General features: G+C 56.9%; 9 protein-coding genes and 2 pseudogenes. 8 read left to right on the plus strand and 3 right to left on the minus strand.

The genetic code is table 11. From position 1 onward, the window contains the following. Window positions 1-363: 363 nt before the first annotated feature. Window positions 364-708 (plus strand): HalOD1 output domain-containing protein, encoded by a 345-nt coding sequence (locus MUG98_RS25370; protein WP_345779787.1) that lies wholly within the window; start codon window positions 364-366, stop codon window positions 706-708. Window positions 709-1,375: 667 nt separating this feature from the next. Here the strand turns inward: MUG98_RS25370 and MUG98_RS03805 are convergent. Next, window positions 1,376-2,414 (minus strand): annotated as a pseudogene (locus MUG98_RS03805) (nucleotidyltransferase family protein). Between the two features lie 442 nt (window positions 2,415-2,856). Here MUG98_RS03805 and MUG98_RS03810 point away from each other — a divergent pair. Further along, window positions 2,857-3,558 (plus strand): hypothetical protein, encoded by a 702-nt coding sequence (locus MUG98_RS03810; RefSeq protein ID WP_265110840.1) that lies wholly within the window; start codon window positions 2,857-2,859, stop codon window positions 3,556-3,558. Between the two features lie 49 nt (window positions 3,559-3,607). Here MUG98_RS03810 and MUG98_RS03815 read toward each other — a convergent pair whose 3' ends face one another. After that, window positions 3,608-4,828, minus strand: a complete 1,221-nt coding sequence (locus MUG98_RS03815; RefSeq protein WP_265110841.1) for a hypothetical protein — start codon at window positions 4,826-4,828, stop codon at window positions 3,608-3,610. 165 nt (window positions 4,829-4,993) lie between these two features. Between MUG98_RS03815 and MUG98_RS03820 the strand changes: the two are divergent. After that, window positions 4,994-6,011: pseudogene (locus MUG98_RS03820) on the plus strand (IS630 family transposase). Between the two features lie 899 nt (window positions 6,012-6,910). On the opposite strand, the gene MUG98_RS03825 reads toward MUG98_RS03820, so the two are convergent. Continuing rightward, on the minus strand, window positions 6,911-7,702 hold the full coding sequence (locus MUG98_RS03825; protein ID WP_265110842.1) for an IclR family transcriptional regulator: 792 nt from the start codon (window positions 7,700-7,702) through the stop codon (window positions 6,911-6,913). A gap of 141 nt (window positions 7,703-7,843) precedes the next feature. Here MUG98_RS03825 and MUG98_RS03830 point away from each other — a divergent pair, with 141 nt between their 5' ends. The 5 genes from MUG98_RS03830 to MUG98_RS03850 all read left to right on the plus strand — a co-directional run bounded on the left by MUG98_RS03830 (window position 7,844) and on the right by MUG98_RS03850 (window position 12,937). After that, window positions 7,844-8,944: an ABC transporter ATP-binding protein gene (locus MUG98_RS03830; RefSeq protein WP_265112544.1), complete on the plus strand. Its 1,101-nt coding sequence runs from the start codon at window positions 7,844-7,846 to the stop codon at window positions 8,942-8,944. 5 nt (window positions 8,945-8,949) lie between these two features. Then, window positions 8,950-9,753 carry a creatininase family protein gene (locus tag MUG98_RS03835; RefSeq protein WP_265110843.1) on the plus strand — a complete coding sequence of 268 codons (804 nt, stop codon included), beginning with the start codon at window positions 8,950-8,952 and terminating at the stop codon, window positions 9,751-9,753. Window positions 9,754-9,839: 86 nt separating this feature from the next. After that, on the plus strand, window positions 9,840-11,147 hold the full coding sequence (locus tag MUG98_RS03840) for an ABC transporter substrate-binding protein (protein WP_265110844.1): 1,308 nt from the start codon (window positions 9,840-9,842) through the stop codon (window positions 11,145-11,147). Between the two features lie 9 nt (window positions 11,148-11,156). Then, the gene (locus tag MUG98_RS03845; RefSeq protein WP_265110845.1) at window positions 11,157-12,095 is read left to right on the plus strand and encodes a carbohydrate ABC transporter permease; all 939 of its coding nucleotides are present in this window, start codon (window positions 11,157-11,159) and stop codon (window positions 12,093-12,095) included. Beyond that, the gene (locus tag MUG98_RS03850; RefSeq protein WP_265110846.1) at window positions 12,092-12,937 is read left to right on the plus strand and encodes a carbohydrate ABC transporter permease; all 846 of its coding nucleotides are present in this window, start codon (window positions 12,092-12,094) and stop codon (window positions 12,935-12,937) included. The genes MUG98_RS03845 and MUG98_RS03850 overlap by 4 nt, the downstream gene beginning before the upstream one ends. Window positions 12,938-12,968: the final 31 nt, after the last annotated feature.

A 12,968-nucleotide genomic window follows, 5' to 3' on the forward strand; every position in this document is an offset into this window, starting at 1 on the left:
TGCTGTATTCGCGCCCTCTATTCAGCAAAACCTGCTCGAGCTATCGAACTGCTGTCAAGAGGGGTGTGCTGAATACAGAGAATAAGTTCAGCACGCCGAGTTCGTTTGTTTCATTTCGAAGGCGATGAACCAGCCGTTCAGTAGAACGTGCGGAGGTAACGCTGCGAGTCTTATCAAACCGAGATGACGGTGGGAGAATCGTGGTGAATACCAGGTACGTATGTGGCACGTACACTGTCCGAACAGAGCGGAGCCAGAATCGGCCAGTACTGACCACAGAGTAGTCAAAACCGATAATTACCGGGCCCCTCGCTACCATCCACCATTGAAGGATACAAGTCTCTGGATCTCTTTACTCGTTCCATGGCCACCGAGACGCGATCGACTTGTTGTGAATGTACACCTGTGGGAGAGACGCGATTCGGGGAAGAGCGTGGGCGTCCACCATCTCTGGCAATCGTCGAAGCAGTGGCAGCCGTCGAAGGTGTTGCTCCGACGGAGTTCGACCCACTCTATGAGACAATTGACCCAGAATCAATAGACCAGTTGTTCACGGACAGTGGCAACACGTCAACACCGGCGAGTTTCCTTCGGCTCTCTGTCGCCGGTTGGAACGTCTTCGTTCGCGGTGACGGTGTTATCCGAGTCTGCGACCCTGACCAGATGACTGACCCCGCTTCAGCGTTCCACAAACCACTCCGCGAGTAACACACAACGTACTAACAGACTGGTACAGTACCTACACGACGAAATAAATCGAGTCCCTGTACTGTATCGACCCCCTGTATTCAACGTGCAGTTTTGATAGCTGTCTGTGAAATCGACTGCCATCTCGTTACTTCTTCACCTGTACTGAGCGATCATCACTTTCGCAGATCAAGCCGAATCTTGTGGGACATTCGCGCGGTCTATTCAGCAGCGGCTGAACGAACTCTCTGGATGCTGGCAGACATTGCGTGCTGAATAGAGAGAATGGGCCATGTTTAGGCGTGGGAATTTGAGGGATAGAGGGCCGATCGGACGCGAGTAGCGTACAAAAGATTCAGAAATGGAGATGACGTACAGGGGACTCGTTTCGACCACTTCGTCGTTTCAACCGTTCTATCGAGGATGAAGGGACACATCGTCTCGGGCTATGGTCAAAACTCTCAACGATGACATGCAGATACTGACCGGAGGCAGGCCAGAGAGCTGTTCTCACGAGCGTCTAACCAAGCCCCATCCTCTGTATTCAGTACACGGTTTCTGACAGCTACCGGGAGGTGAACCACGGCTCCGGTAACGCCTTCGTCTGTACTGACCGCAGAGGGTTGTGAACCGATTACTCTCTGCGGGTTTCAACAGGGCTACAAAACGTGGCCTGAGTTCTCATCACCTACCGCTCTACCGCGATGTCCACCTCGAACCCGATCGGTGGGACAGCGACCGCGGTTCGTCGGCGTCCGACTCCGGACCGCGCTGGGATCCGGGTGGTCGGTCCGATCAGCGCGCCGGAGCGCGCCACCCCTTCGAGGCGGACGTCCGCGTCGATGATCGACCGGCGCACCGTCGTCCCCTCGAACGTGGCGTCCGGGAAGACCACCGATCGCTCCACCTCGGCGTCGATGAGCGTCGCGCCCGGCATCACGTGGACGTCGTCGCCGATCGTCGCGTTCGCGAGGGTCGCACTTTTCGCAACGAGCGTGTCCCCGTCGAGATGCCACGCGACGGCGTCGAGATAGCTCTCGGGCGTGCCGATGTCGAACCACGCGCCCTCGAAGGCGTAGGCGTACGTGGCCTCGCGATTCTGGAGCCACTGGATAAACCAGCCGGGTTCGTCGGGGTTGTTGCCCTCTCGAGATAGGTCCCGAGCAACGACAGGGCGTCCTGCGGGAACGCGTAGCAGGCGATCGACACCAGCGTGCTCTTCGGATCGGCGGGTTTTTCCTGGAAGTCGACGACGCGCTCGCCGTCGAGGTCGACCAACCCGTACGACGTGGCCTTCTCACGCGAGCCGACGTCGTAGGCGGCGAGCGTCGGTGCCTCTCGGTGGTCGAAGTAATCGAGAAAGTCCCCAATATCGAAACTGATCAGGTTATCGCCGGCGATCACCAGCAGGTCGTCGTTGATCCCCTCGCGCTCGACGAGCTGGGCGAGCGCGCCGACGACGCCGAACTTCTCGTCCTCGGCGGTCGTTTCCTCGATCGACAATTGCGGTTTCGCGAACGCGCTGTCCGCGAGATGGGCCTCGAACGCCTCGGCGAAGCGCTCGTTCGTACTCACGAACACCTCGTCGATGCGTGCGTCTGCCTCGAGGTCGCGAAAGATGCGATCGATGACGGTCGTCTCCCCGATCGGCAGAAACATCTTGGGCCGGTGTTTCGTGATCGGCCACAACCGGGTGGCGTACCCCCCGCCAGCACAACGGCTTTCATTACCTCAGCGTGATCAGTAGCGTTCCAAGAACTTTCTGGTTATTGGTAATACCACGCCGGCGGTGCGACGCCGGCAGGTACCATCCCCGCGTCGATGCCGTATATACCAGCCGACAGTCACGAGTGAGATGGGTTCGCGCCACGCGCGATCACGACAAGATGCGCCTTTCGATCGCGAACCTTGCCGCGCTCGGGTGGGCGCCGGAGTACGAGAGCGATCGCGCCGTGCGAACGACGAAGCGGGAACTGATTGTGGATCTCGGCGTGGCGACACACGAGTGAACGCGCGGTCGGAGGAGGGCTGACGGTGTCGCGCGATCGAGTCTCGTGCGCCGTACAGCGGGTATCTGCAGCACACTGCCATCGTGCTCACCAGTCATAGTAGCGATTCGCCCAGAATGTAGGAAGAATTGATTTGTTCTAGTAGCTACATGAGGGTGGTATGTCTCCCGAGGTCTGGGCAGACAGCCCCGAAGAGCGAATCACGAGAGAAGAGTACAGAGCGTCGAAAGCCGGGTTAACTGCCGGACAATACGGAGAAGACGGCGAGCCGAGAGGGGTCGGACGGTTCTTGGAACGAATTGTAATCAGGGAACTCCAGAAAATCGCTCACGAGCAGTACGATTCGGAGTTACGGTTTGAACACGGAGTTGTCGTCGAGGACTACGGATCACGGAAATATCCGGGTGCTTCGGCTTCAGGTGCGTCTGGAGTGGATACCGATGCGTCGCCGGAATTCGACATCGTGTGCTATCGAGGAGACGTTGCTTGGACGTACAGTGATGGGAAACCGCTCGCGGTAGTACCTGAGTCATTTCTGTACGGCGTGGTTGAGGTGAAACGTGGAGTGAACGGCAGTAATCTGGATGCGATCAACCGGCAGCTTCGCCGTCAAAGTGAGTACCTAGATTCTGCTCGTGGTGTGCGGGTCCCTCAGATATTGGTTGGGGTGCAATATTTTGGCGGCCAAGTGGTGGAGATGGTAACCGAAGCTGTTTCGGAGTACGTCGCGTTAATTGGCGATATCAACGGTAGTGGTTCGGCAAGAAGTATGACCGAGCCCGTTGAGGTGGGTGAGAAGGGGTTCGTTGGCCGTGGATGCTTAGAATCCGTGGTATCGGTGCTGAACGAGCAGGCCGAATAGCAGCGGACCACGGTCGCAGTGTAGCCCGTGGTAAGCGATTACAGAATAGTTAGGAGTTGTCGAGAGTCACACTCGGTTTGTCGGGCCACGGTGCGGATTCCAGATTCGCTTCGTTCTCGACGTGAATCCGAGAGAAGGAGTACTCCCCGCTCGCTGCCTCATCCGAGACCGTGTACGTCCAGACGGTTTCCCAGAGGTCTTGGTCGACTTCGGTGAACTCCCACCCTTGCCCGCCACCGCGAATGTTCCCGTTCGGCCCTTCGAGACTGATATGAAGCCAGTTAACGGTGATATTCGATTCGGCAAGCACAGTGAGTCGGAGTTCCGTCCCATCACGCACGTCAACAGCTTCCAACGAAACCTCTTCGAGCGTTGGTTCTTCAGGATTGACGTCTGTTTCGATCGTGACGCTGGGCTCTTCAGCCCAGGGAGCGGATTCAAGACCTCCCTCGTTCTCGACGTGAACCCGCGAGAAGGAGTATTCCCCGCTCGCCGCTTCATCCGAGACCGTGTACGTCCAGACGGTTTCCCACGTGCCGTCCTCGATTTCGGTGAACTCCCACCCTTGTCCGCCACCGCGAATGTTTCCGTTCGGTCCTTCGAGGCTGATATGGAGCCAGTTAACAGGTACGTTCGATTCAGCGAGAACCGTCAGCCGCAGCTCAGTTCCACTACTCACGTCAACGGGTTCTAACGAGACGTCGCTCAGAACGGGGCGCTCGGGATCAGCATCAGTTCGAATAGTCGCACTCGGCTCGGCGGGCCACGGAGCGGATTCCAGATTCGCTTCGTTCTCGACGTGAACCCGCGAGAAGGAGTACTCACCGCTCGCCGCCTCATCTGAAACCGTATATGTCCATTCAGTTTTCCAGACGCCGTCTTCAACCTCCTCGAAGTCCCATCCCTGGCCGCCCCCTCGAATATTTCCGTTCGGTCCTTCGAGGCTGATATGGAGCCAGTTGACGGTGGTATTCGATTCGGCAAGCACAATGAGTCGAAGGGTCGTCCCATCACGCACGTCAGCGGTTTCTAACGAAACGTCTCTGAGAACTGGTGATTCGCCGGTTGGTCCCTCATCAGTTGGTCCCTCGTCGGTTGGTCCCTCACCAGTCGACTCTGATGCCGTCTCGTCCGCACTCTCTCGCTCTGCATCGTCTCCGGCATCCACTCTCCCGGTCTCCGGATCGCCATCCCGTCCGATGCACCCGATGAGGCCTATCGCACCCGAGACAGTAGCGAGGCGGAGGAACTGTCGACGGTCTGCCGTCATGCTTACTGATATTCGATACGTCGAACATAGTTCTGCTGAAGAGAGCTGTAGGGTAGCGAATGACCGCAAATGGGAGGCGATCGAGGAGCACCAGCCGACGAGGTGGTCACGGCAGTACTATAGTAACCGTTAGAACTATTTACTCAGATAGTGTTGCTGAGTGTAGTGGATCATCTCGACGAGATCTCTGTCGAGGAACTACAAACTGCCCTCGACAGTGTGGAAGGAAAGAAGCCGACACAACGGCTCTTAGCCGCAATAGCGTACAAAAATGGTCTTACGCAAACTGAACTAGCTGAGTGGTACGACGTTCAGCGCCGGACGATCTATAACTGGCTCAAGCGACTCGACACCGACGAGTCGCTTGAGCAGGCTGTTACTGATGCTCATCGGTCTGGGAGAAAACGAAAGCTTTCAGAACAAGAGCAAACAGAGTTCGAAGAGGTTGTCCATGAATCTCCCGAAGAAGTTGGCGTTGACGCGCCGGCATGGACGCCGGCGCTCGTCCAGCAATACCTTGACGAGATATACGATGTCGAGTATTCAATCCCGAGCTGTCGGCGGTTGCTCAACGAAGCGGGATTGAGCTATCAAAAACCTCGCCGTACAGCCGCCGAATCTGATGCTGATGAGCAAGAAGCGTTCCGCGAGCAACTCAAAAAAAGCGGCGGGAGATGGACGCCACGGTAGTCTGTATCGATCAACCCAAGAAATCCGTGCAAGTCGAGCCGCGTGCCGAGTCGAGCCGCGTGCCGCGTGGTTTCCGTGCGGCACGCGGCCGTCCGTCGAATTGTCTGGACAACGCGACTGGACGTGTCTGTTGGGCGCGATCACCGAGGACGGTGATCGCTTTTTCTCTCGATTCGAAGAGTATGTGACTGCCGAACACGCAGAGCATTTCATTCTCGCGTTATGCCAAGAATTCGAAGATGATTTGATCATTGTACTAGATGGAGCGCCGTATTTTCAGGCGTCGGCCGTCACGGACCTGACGACCCGTGACGACCTCGCCTTCGTGACATTGCCGGCGTATTCACCTGAACTAAACTCGGTCGAAGAGTGCTGGAGACAACTTCAATCAGCACTTAGCAACCGGTTCTTCGACTCACTACCTGAACTTACAACAGCGATCGATACCGCTCTTGATCAACTCTCGCTTCCAAAAGTGAGCAATTATTTCTAACGACTACTATAGGCGGGGTGCTTTTGACAGTGTCGAGGCCGGACCCTGGTCGGGCAGTGTAAACCACCTCACGTCGGCGTCCGACTGCCCTTCGTCGCCGTCAGCTCCGTTGGTTCTTTGCGGCCGAGCGTGACCCTTGAGTCACCCGTGCTGGAGGCGCCCGCTCTACCTATTTGATTTCATATATATTTCCAAATCTATAGTATAATTAATATATACATTCGGTGCTGCGGGAGAGTCCGGTTGGAACTAGACCTAAGGCCGAGTAGCAGGTGGCACTGTTCCATCACCAGAACAAAAGACTCGAAATAAGTAGTAAAATCCGGATCTAGTCGATGATTATATGTGAAGAAGAATAATTTACGCACGATAGAAGGCAGATTTCAAGCCAGGATTGGCCCAACCTCAACCCTGTCTCTCCCAGGTCGAGATCGCCAACTACCGCCAAAAACGACCAAAACATCTGAATTCAGAACAATATTAAAGACCGAGAAATAGTCATATCGACGTGCGGAGTCGCACATCCCATTCCCCGCTCGTAGTGCGGGTCACAGCGAGCCCAGTTCAGCAGGGGCGCCAGACACGCCCCAGCCAGCGACGGGGAGTTGGACGCAGATTGACCGTCGACCATCTGGCGTGAGCGGCCTTCACTCATCGATTTCTAGGATCGACCGATCGACCCGATAACTATAACAATCATTAGTGTTATACGAGCCAAAACAGCTGAGTTGGGGGGTGCTGGTTGACATTTTTACGAAAGTACTGTTGTAATACATCGACGCAAGGAGAAGACTTCCCGTCGATGACTTAGTTTTGACAATGTCAAAAGTTGTGGGAACGTTCATGGGAGTTGGGAGAAGCCAACTGCCATCCTTCTTGCAGAGAAGAATCGACTACACTTAATTTCTACCCGGCGACGGTGTTTGAAGGGTGACTTCGATCACATTCGCCGAATCGACGAGTCGGTCGGGGACCGTCGTTGCAAACCGTTCCCCGCGCACACGACTCGTTGGTGCGGACAAGCTAATCGCTCCGTATACGGTCTCAGCATGAATTATAGGCGCTGCGACGGCACGAACTCCAGAAATTTGCTCCTCATCGTTGCGGGCGAAGCCGTCGGCACGGACGTCCTCGAGTTCGGCCCGTAAGGTCGCTTCGTCAGTAATCGTGTTTGGCGTTCGCGGAACGAACTCATAGTCGTCGAGGATGGCATTGCGGCGCTCCGGGGGCAGATGCGCCAGAATCGCTTTGCTGGCCGCCGAACAATGGAGATTCCGTCGCGGAAATCCTTTGATCCGCGTGTAGAGATCCTCGCCGACGGCATCCGGGCCGAACTGCTCGTAGAGGAGAATTTCCCGGCCATGGCTTTCTACGACCAGGTGACTGGCTTCACCCGTCTCTTGGGCGAGTTTATCGACTTCGGACTTCCCGGCCTGATAGAGGCGCGAGCGCGACCGCACGTATTCGCCGAGCGGTAGCGCAAAGAAGCCAACATGATACTCGCCGTTACTCGTCCGAACATACCCGAGGTCCCGCAGCGTCTGAAGGTAGGTATGGGTGGTCCCGGGCGACCGGTCGATGTGCGTGGCGACCTCTGAGACGGTCGCCCCTTCTTCATCCCGTAACACTTTGAGGATTTCAAACGCTAACTCCACGGATTGAATCCGCCGCGGGCTTCGATCGTCGGCCATACAGGCCGATTAGGGGCAACCCACATAATTTTTGGTATTGTCAAACTCGTGTGCGTACTCAGTTCGCCGTTGGGTCCCGAGGCGTACCGGGGTCCAACGGTACCTTTTTATCCTTACCAACATAGAACGATGGACGTTACTATGAGCGAAGTACGTCTCGCCGACGTAACAAAGGTGTACGACGATATTCTCGCCGTTGAGGAGATCGATTTGACCGTCCGCGACGGTGAGTTCCTCGTGATGGTCGGTCCTTCCGGCTGTGGGAAATCAACGACACTCCGGATGATCGCTGGCCTCGAGACGATCACTGCCGGGGAAATCGGCATCGGCGACCAAGTCGTCAACGACGTGCGCCCCCAGGATCGGGATATCGCAATGGTGTTCCAGAACTACGCGCTGTACCCGCATATGACCGTGCGGGAGAACATGGCGTTTGGCCTGAAACTGGCCGACGAATTTGACGAGGCCGAAATCGACACCCGCGTCGAGGAGGCTGCTGATCTCCTTGAGATCCCGGAACTACTCGACCAGTATCCGAAACAACTTTCAGGGGGCCAACAGCAGCGGGTCGCCCTCGGCCGGGCGATCGTCCGCGATCCAGACGTCTTCCTGATGGACGAACCGCTCAGTAATCTGGATGCGAAGTTGCGCACCCAAATGCGGACGGAACTGCAACGCATCCAGGAGGAACTCGGGGTGACGACGATTTATGTTACCCATGATCAGACCGAAGCGATGACGATGGGGGATCGCATCGCGATCCTCAACGAGGGCCAACTCCAACAGGTTGCCCGCCCGGAGGTGTGTTATGACCGCCCGAACAACGAGTTCGTTGCCGGATTCATCGGCTCGCCAAGTATGAACTTCTTCGAGGTGACCGTGTCACCGACGGACGATGGGGTTCGCGTACAGGGCACCGGGTTCGAAACGACGCTGCCGGTGACACTGGACGCCGGCGAGTACACCCTCGGCGTCCGGCCGGAGGATTTCACTGCGACAGACGGGACTGGCCGTCTCGAGACGGTCGTCGACGTTGTCGAACCGATGGGATCCGACAATTTCCTCTATCTCCATCCTGTTGATGGCGAGAACGAGATTATTGCGCGTGTTGATAGCGAGTTCCGCCCGGAATCCGGCGACTTGGTTGCGCTCGACTTCGCAGCGGTCGACGCGCACTTTTTCGAGCAGACCGGCGACCGCGTACCGCTTGAAGACGAATTCGAATCCGTGACAACTGCCTAAAGACCATGCTATACGACGCTATTGGAGCCACGAGTAGTGAGTGGGCCGGAAAATCATACGCGGAGATCAAAGAGACCGCGGCGAGGGACGGATCAGTCCTTGTGATCCCAGTTGGCAGTATCGAACAACACGGCCACCATCTTCCCGTCGCGACCGATACCATTCTTGTTGAGGCGATGGTCACCGGGGCCGCGGAACGGGCGCCCGAGGACGCCCCGGTCCTGGTCGTCCCGCCGGTCTGGAGTGGCTTCTCCCCCCATCATCTCTCGTTCGGGGGGACGCTCTCCCTTGAGTTCGAGCACCTCCGATCAGTCCTCGAGGACGTCGCTTTAACCGGGGTCAAAAGCGGATTCGATGCGGTCTGTTTCGTGAACGGCCATGGCGGGAATACGGCGCTGATTAACGCGGTAGTCAGTACGGTCGGGACTTCGACAGACGCCGAAGTGCTTGGGACGACGTATTTCACGTTGGCCACCGAGGAAATCGACGCCCTCCGGGAGAGCGAACTCGGGGGGATGGCACACGGCGGGGAGTACGAAACGTCACTCATGCTTCATCTCCGCCCGGATCTCGTGGCCGATTCGGATACCGCCGCGGCAACGGCGTGGGATGAACACTACGACTGGGGCGGCAGCGACCTACTGAAAGGCGGCACGCTGGCCGTCTATCGTGGGTTCGACGAGTACTCCGAGTCGGGGGCGATCGGGGCGCCGCACCTGGCCAGCGCCGAAAAGGGGTCCCGTATTTACGACATCGTCACGGAGGAACTCGCGGCCCTGTTCGTCGCGATCCACGAACACAACGCGTGACACGCCCCAATCATTTCTATTATTTATTATAATCAAAAATATGATTCCCGGTATATTTTAATAGTTTCAGCATAAGGGTAGTGCATATGCCGAACGACGCGACAGATCCGTTTGGAGAAGAAAGTATCGATCGCCGACAGATGATGAAAGGCCTTGGCGCCGGCGGGATTATCGCGCTGGCTGGCTGTATCGGCGGTGGTGGTGATGGGAGCGACGACAGCGACATTCAGTTCCTGACGATGGGCGTTGGGGATAATATCGAAGACTTCTTCGAAGAAAACAATGCCCAATTCGAAGAGGAACACGACATCACCCTCGAGTTCACGAGCGTCACCTGGGATAACGCCCAGCAGACCGTCAATAACCGGGTCGATGGCAACGAAGCCCCAGATGTCGGACGCTGGCCTGCTCGGTGGATTCCGCAACTCGTCGGGAAGGAAGCCCTCGAGCCCATCGATGACCTGATGGAAAGCGAGTGGGGCGACCGGTTCTATGACGGGATGGCCGAGGGGTGTATGTACCAAGGGAGCTACTACGGGGCCCCGTGGGCGGCGTCGAACAAATGCCTCTACTACAATAAGGACGTCTTCGAGGCGGCCGGACTCGACCCGGAGGACCCGCAGCTCGATACCTGGGACGATATGCTCGCGGCGGCCCAACAGATCCGTGATGAAGCGGAGACGCCGGCGCTCGGGCTTGCCGGGGCCGATGCGATCGAGACCGGCTCGCAGTATTACCACTACCACTGGTCGTATGGGGCCGACCTGATCGACGACGATAGTAACCCCGCCGTGAACTCGAGTGAAGCCGTTGATGCGTTGACCTTTTACACGAATCTCCACCTCGAACACGAGGTCACGCAGTCGTCGCCGCTCTCGTCGACGCGACAAGACATCCGCCAGATGTTTGAGACCGGTGAACTGGGGATGGTTATTGCGCACGTCTACACCAGCCTCAACATCGACGAAGCGAAGGAAAACGGGGAGGTGGATTTCGACTACGGGATCGTCCAGGTGCCTGCCGGACCTGAAGGCCGCTACAGTCTGAACACGATCGATGCGATCTCGATCTTCAGTCAGACCGAGGTCCGCGATCTGGCCGAAGAACTGCTCCAGTTCTACTTTGACGAGGATCGCCACTTCGAATACGCTACTAACAAAGGATTTATGCCGACGATCGAAGCGGTCGGTGAGCGGGATCACTTCCAGAACTCGGAAAACTGGGCCCCGTATATTGAGGCTGCCCAGTATGCGCGTGCCCGGCCGAAACTCTCGAACTTCAATGAGTTTAACAACCGGATGGTGCAAGCGATCCAAGAAGCCCTAGCTGATCAGAAATCGCCGCAGGAAGCGCTTGATGATGCCCAGTCCGACCTCGAAGACACGATGGAATAACCTCGTCGTATGAGTATTGCAGAAGAATACACAGAGACCCCAGCCGATTCACGGCTCAAGCGGAGCCTGACGTATCTCTGGCAGCGGAGACGTGCGTACTTGCTCATCGCACCGGTGACGCTGTTCCTGTGCAGTGTTATTGCCTATCCGATCTTCGAGACGTTCAGGCTGTCGCTGTACGAATCGCCGGCTGATTCGAACATTGAAACGTACGTCGGATTACAGCACTACGTAGAAATCTTCAACAGTGATATCTTCTACCAGCTGCTCTCGCAGACTGGTCGCTGGGTTGTTGTCGGCGTTGCCGGGAAGGCCCTCCTTGGCTTACTGATCGCAGTCCATCTCAATCAGGATATCCGCGGTCGGAAGTTCTTCCGGACGGCGTTCCTGATCCCATGGGGGATCCCGTACGCGATCTCTGCGGTTGTGTTTCGATGGATCGAACACCCCCAATACGGCTACCTCAACGCCGTTTTACTGGAGTTGGGGATCATCGACCAAGGGATCGGAATCCTCGGCAATCCGAATATCGCCTGGATCGGCGTCGTCGTCGCCGATATCTGGATCGGCACACCGTTTATGGCGATCATTTTCTTGGCCGGTCTCCAGTCGATTCCACAGGAATTGTACGAAGCGGCGGCGATCGATGGCGCCGAGAAGTGGCAACAGTTCCGCTACATTACGCTCCCACAGCTGAAGCCAGTCATTCTGATCGCAACACTGCTCTCGACGATTTGGACCTTCGTTAGCTTCGATACGATCTGGACCATGACTGGCGGTGGCCCGATCAACACGACATCCACGCTTGTCATCTGGATCTACCAGGTCGGCCTTAAGAACGGCAATCTCGGCGAGGGAGCCGCGTACAGCGTGCTTGGCTTCGTGTTCCTGTTCGTGTTCGCCATCATCTACCTGCGAATCTACACGTCCGGTGGTGAAGAACTATGACGATGGCTGGCCACGACCAAGCGGGACTCCGGAAAGTCCGCATCTACGGCGTCCTCATTGCCTTGCTCGGGTTGATGATGTTCCCGTTCTACGCCATGTTCTCGAGTACACTCAAGTCGGAGTCGGAGATCTTCTCCAGCCCGGCAACACTCGTGCCGACGGACCCCTCGATTGGAGCATACGTCTCGGTTTGGACGCAGACGGACGTGGTGCTGTGGATCGCGAACAGTTTCCTCATCTCGATCGGCACGGTCGTGTTGACGCTGCTGCTCGCGATTCCGGCCGCCTACTCGTGCGCACGCAACGAGTTCGTCGGCAAGCGGGTCTTCCTCCTTGGGGTACTGGTTGTGCAGATGTTCGCACCCGTGGTGCTGATCGTCGGATTATTCGACGTGATTACGAGTTTCGGGCTGTTCAACAGTTATCTGGCGGTTATCATCCCGGCAGCAGCGTTTACGCTCCCATTCAACGTGTGGATGTTGTACGGTTACTTCAAGACGATACCTGTCTCACTGGAGGAGGCGGCCCGCATCGACGGCGCCTCGCAGCTGCAGATCCTCACGAAGGTCGTGTTGCCGCTCACGAAACCGGCACTGGTGGCCAGCATCACGTACACGTTCCTCTACGCGTGGAACCGACTCCTGTTCGTCTTGACCTTCCTGACGGATGCGTCGAAGTATAACATCCCGCGTGGCGTGTTCTCGATGGTTGGGGCACTCCAGACTGACTGGCGGATGATGCTGACTGTCTCAGTCATCGGGATTCTGCCGCTCTTGATACTGTTTGCCTTCCTCGAGGAATACATCGTGAGCGGGATGACCGCCGGCGCCGTCAAAGAGTAACGACAGCCCACGCTCCTTTTTGCGCCACCCA

Source organism: Halosolutus halophilus (genome assembly GCF_022869805.1).
Taxonomy (GTDB): Archaea; Halobacteriota; Halobacteria; order Halobacteriales; family Natrialbaceae; genus Halosolutus; species Halosolutus halophilus.

Bases quoted from the DNA above. Each gene is read 5' to 3' on its own strand.
- MUG98_RS25370 (WP_345779787.1), top strand. From the start codon at position 364: ATGGCCACCGAGACGCGATCGACTTGTTGTGAATGTACACCTGTGGGA.
- MUG98_RS03810 (WP_265110840.1), top strand. From the start codon at position 2,857: ATGTCTCCCGAGGTCTGGGCAGACAGCCCCGAAGAGCGAATCACGAGA.
- MUG98_RS03815 (WP_265110841.1), bottom strand. From the start codon at position 4,828: ATGACGGCAGACCGTCGACAGTTCCTCCGCCTCGCTACTGTCTCGGGT.
- MUG98_RS03825 (WP_265110842.1), bottom strand. From the start codon at position 7,702: ATGGCCGACGATCGAAGCCCGCGGCGGATTCAATCCGTGGAGTTAGCG.
- MUG98_RS03830 (WP_265112544.1), top strand. From the start codon at position 7,844: ATGAGCGAAGTACGTCTCGCCGACGTAACAAAGGTGTACGACGATATT.
- MUG98_RS03835 (WP_265110843.1), top strand. From the start codon at position 8,950: ATGCTATACGACGCTATTGGAGCCACGAGTAGTGAGTGGGCCGGAAAA.
- MUG98_RS03840 (WP_265110844.1), top strand. From the start codon at position 9,840: ATGCCGAACGACGCGACAGATCCGTTTGGAGAAGAAAGTATCGATCGC.
- MUG98_RS03845 (WP_265110845.1), top strand. From the start codon at position 11,157: ATGAGTATTGCAGAAGAATACACAGAGACCCCAGCCGATTCACGGCTC.
- MUG98_RS03850 (WP_265110846.1), top strand. From the start codon at position 12,092: ATGACGATGGCTGGCCACGACCAAGCGGGACTCCGGAAAGTCCGCATC.